The following is a 3541-nucleotide window of genomic DNA, read 5'->3' as shown; positions in this document are numbered from 1 at the left end:
CCTCATCGTGGCGATCCCGTCCATGCTCGCGCACGCGCTCATCGAGAGCAGCACGACCAAGATCATCGACGAGATCGACGAATATTCCGTCAAGCTCATCAATCTGCTGACCACGCGGAACCGGGACAAGCGCCAGGCGTCGTAAAAGAAGGCTGGAAGGCTGGAAGGCTGGAAGGCTGGAAGGCTGGAAGGCTGGAAGGCTGGAAGGCTGAAAGGCTGAAAGGCTGGAAGGCTGGAAGGTCATCGCAGGCGGCGACCGGCAACCGGTCATCGCGACGAACCGCGACCGTCAGGGAGCGGGTATTCGCGCGATGGGCATCATGGACATCATGGACAGTGTGGACCATCCGGCGCACGCGAGTAGCGGTACGAAGCGCTCCACTTCAACCGTGGTACGGATAGCGCCCCTGCCCCTTACGATGACCTTTCGGACTTCCAGACTTTCCGACTATTTTTTTGCGATTCCAGCCTCCCGCTTGATCCGCGTCTTCTTGCGCACCGCGTCATAATTTTCGACAATCGGCTCCCGAATCGACCCGCGGGCGTTGGCCCGCACCGCCCCTGGACGAGGTTTTCATGCCGACAATCGAGTTCTCCGGTTTCCAGCAGGGCTTTTTTGCGCTGGCGATCGTGGGCGCGTTGCTCATCTTCGCGAACACGATGGCCCGGCGCATCGCCGTCATGCGCGCGGCACAGCCCGACCTTCGCTTCGATCATATCCCGCGCAACCTCTACCTGCTGGTGAAATACGGCCTGGGGCAAGGCCGCATGCCGCAGGAGAAGTCCGCCGGTTGGCTGCACATCTTCATCTTCTTCGGCTTCATGGTCCTTTCCGTCCGCACGCTCGAAATCTTCGTGATGGGCTTTGCGGGCAGCGAGGCGAATCTTCACAACCTCCCCGCGGTCGGCGGAATCGTCGGGCCGGTGTATTACCTGCTCAAGGACATCGTCGCGGTGCTCGTCGTCGTGGGATGCGCGGGATTCGCGTGGCGTCGTCTGGTGTCCCGGCCCGTCCGCATGCGCGGCGTGAAGCACGCCGAAGCCGTCCTCATCCTCGCGTGGATCGCCTCGCTGATGTTCGCCGATTTCTTTCTCGAGGCCGGCGCCGCGGCGAGCGGGCTGCGTCATGGCGGCCTGCCCGCGCTCGGAAGCGTATTCGCCGGACTGTTCGGCGCCGAGTCCGGCGAGACGACCTTTCGCCTGATGGTGTGGGCGCACAGCCTGCTCGTCCTCGGTTTCCTGAACTACCTCCCGTTCGGCAAGCACTTCCACGTTATCACCGCGCTGCCCAACACCTTCGTCGCGCCGCAAGACCCGCCGGGCCGCGTGCGTCCGATTCTCGACATCGAGGATCGCCTCGAACGCATGGAGGAAGACCCGTCGGTCGCCCTGGGCATCGGCAAGGCCGAGGACCTCACCTGGAAGCAGGTGCTCGACGTTTACTCGTGCACCGAGTGCGGGCGGTGCGTCCCGTTTTGCCCCGCCTGGTCGACGAACAAGCCGCTTTCGCATCGCGACGTCAACAAGTCGATCCGCAAGCACCTACGCGAGCGCGAGGACGAACTGATCGCCAGGGCGCACGCCGCGACCTACGGCTCGGCGAACGGCAACGGCCACGCCGCGCCGAACAACGACGACATCCCGCTGCTCACCTCGAACGCCGTGCTCTCCGAGACGATCTGGTCGTGCACGCTGTGCAAGGACTGCGAGGACCGCTGCCCCGTGCTGATCGAGCAGGTGCCGCGCATCGTGCAGATGCGCCAGTATCTCACGATGATCCTCGGCGACATGCCCGCGGAGATGGCCAACTACTTCAAGAACATCGAACGCAATTCGAACCCGTGGGGACTTGCGCCCGAAAAGCGCGGCGAGTGGATCGAAAAGGCGGCGAAGGACGGCATCCCGGTCCGCCGATTCGCGGAGCTTTCGCCCGAGGAACAGGAGTCGGTCGAGTACCTGTTTTTTGTCGGCTGCATGGGCAGCTTCGATGACCGCGCCAACAAGGTCACGCGCGCGCTCTGCAAGATCCTGAATGCCGCGGGCGTCTCGTTCGCCGTACTCGGCGAGGAAGAGATGTGCAACGGCGAAACCGCGCGGCGCCTTGGCAACGAATACCTCGCGCAGACGATGATGACCATGAACATCCAGACGATGATGGGTTACGGCGTCAGGAAGATCCTTTCGTTCTGCCCGCATTGCTTCAATACGCTCAGCAACGAGTACGGCGACTTCATCGGCAAGGCCCGCGAAACGCACGACGACGCGAAGGTCGCCGAGAAATACGCGAACGTCTCCGCGTTCGAGGTCGTTCACGCGAACACGCTCGTGAAGCAGCTCGTCGACCAGGGGCGCGTCAGGCTTTCCCGCGACGCGGATCTCGGCGAGGTCGCATATCACGATCCCTGCTTCCTTGGCCGCTACAACGGCATCTTCGACGCGCAGCGCGAGCTGCTCGCCGGCGCGGGCGCCTCGGTGCGCGAGCCGAGCCTGTCGCGCGATCAGTCGTATTGCTGCGGCGCCGGCGGCGGACGTATGTGGATGGAAGAGCACGCCCCACGCGTCAATCACGCTCGCTTCGACGAGATCATGAAGACGTGCGGCGAGCCCAAAACGATCGGCGTGTCGTGCCCGTTCTGCATGACGATGATGACCGACTCCAGCAAGGATCGGCACATGGAAGACAAGGTCCAGGTGAAGGACGTGCTGGAGATCGTCGCGGACCGCATGGTGAGCGCGTAGAAAAGGCCGCGCCGACATCACGGCCGCAAACGCAGGCACGCTCCTTGCGATGCCAGGGCCGCAAACGCAGCCATGCTCCGTGCGATGTCAGTGCCGCAAACGAAGCCGCCCCGCTCCAGGCGGGGCGGCGAAGTGCGCGGTCGGGCGCGAATCAGCATTATGGGGATTGCGAGGCCGGCGATGCCGGAGCGGTATCGACCGCGCACTCCGCTTCGCTCCGTTTGCGGCCCCGACATCGCGTGACCCTTGGGGCCGTGCGCGGCGTTGACAACGCCCGCCGTTCCGCGTTTCCTCGCGGCGCGATGACTCGCCTTTTTCCGACCTTCGTCGCGATTGTGCTGCTCGCGCTTTCCCTCGCACACGCGGCCGACACCGCACCCGCGCCCGCCGATACCGAGGCGACACCCTCCCCCACGCCCGCGCTCACCGCGGCCGCCCTCTACGACGACGCGCTCGGGCATTTTCACGCGCGCGACGACGATGCGGCGCGCGCGCTGTTCGCGCGGATCGTCGCCGAATTTCCCGCCTCCGACGAAACCCGTGACGCGATCTACAAGCTCGGCGAGATCCATTACCGCGCGGGGCAAACCGGCGATGCGGCCGGTTATTACGCGCTCTATATCGATCGCTGGCCCGCCGCGCCCAACGCGCGCGACGCTAAGACGCGTCTTGCCATGTGCCAAGACAGCGGCGCCGCCGCCGTCGCGGCGCCCATCGCCCTCGCGGAGACGCCGATCCGGCACATCGCCCTGGTCGCGGACGCGTCGCCGAACGGCAGCGCGTCCGCGCTGCACGCCGCGCT

At 65.0% G+C, this 3541-nt stretch carries 2 protein-coding genes; both read left to right on the top strand.

What is annotated here, in order from left to right; all coding sequences use genetic code 11:
• Positions 1-576 precede the first annotated feature (576 nt).
• Positions 577-2739 (top strand): 4Fe-4S dicluster domain-containing protein, encoded by a 2163-nt coding sequence (locus K8I61_11170; GenBank protein ID MBZ0272588.1) that lies wholly within the window; start codon positions 577-579, stop codon positions 2737-2739.
• A gap of 302 nt (positions 2740-3041) precedes the next feature.
• The coding region (locus tag K8I61_11165; protein MBZ0272587.1) for a tetratricopeptide repeat protein at positions 3042-3541 on the top strand (500 nt) is incomplete at its 3' end.

It is taken from the genome of bacterium (assembly GCA_019912885.1).
Taxonomy (GTDB): Bacteria; Lernaellota; Lernaellaia; order JACKCT01; family JACKCT01; genus JAIOHV01.
This window is presented reverse-complemented; position numbering and strand designations above follow the sequence as displayed.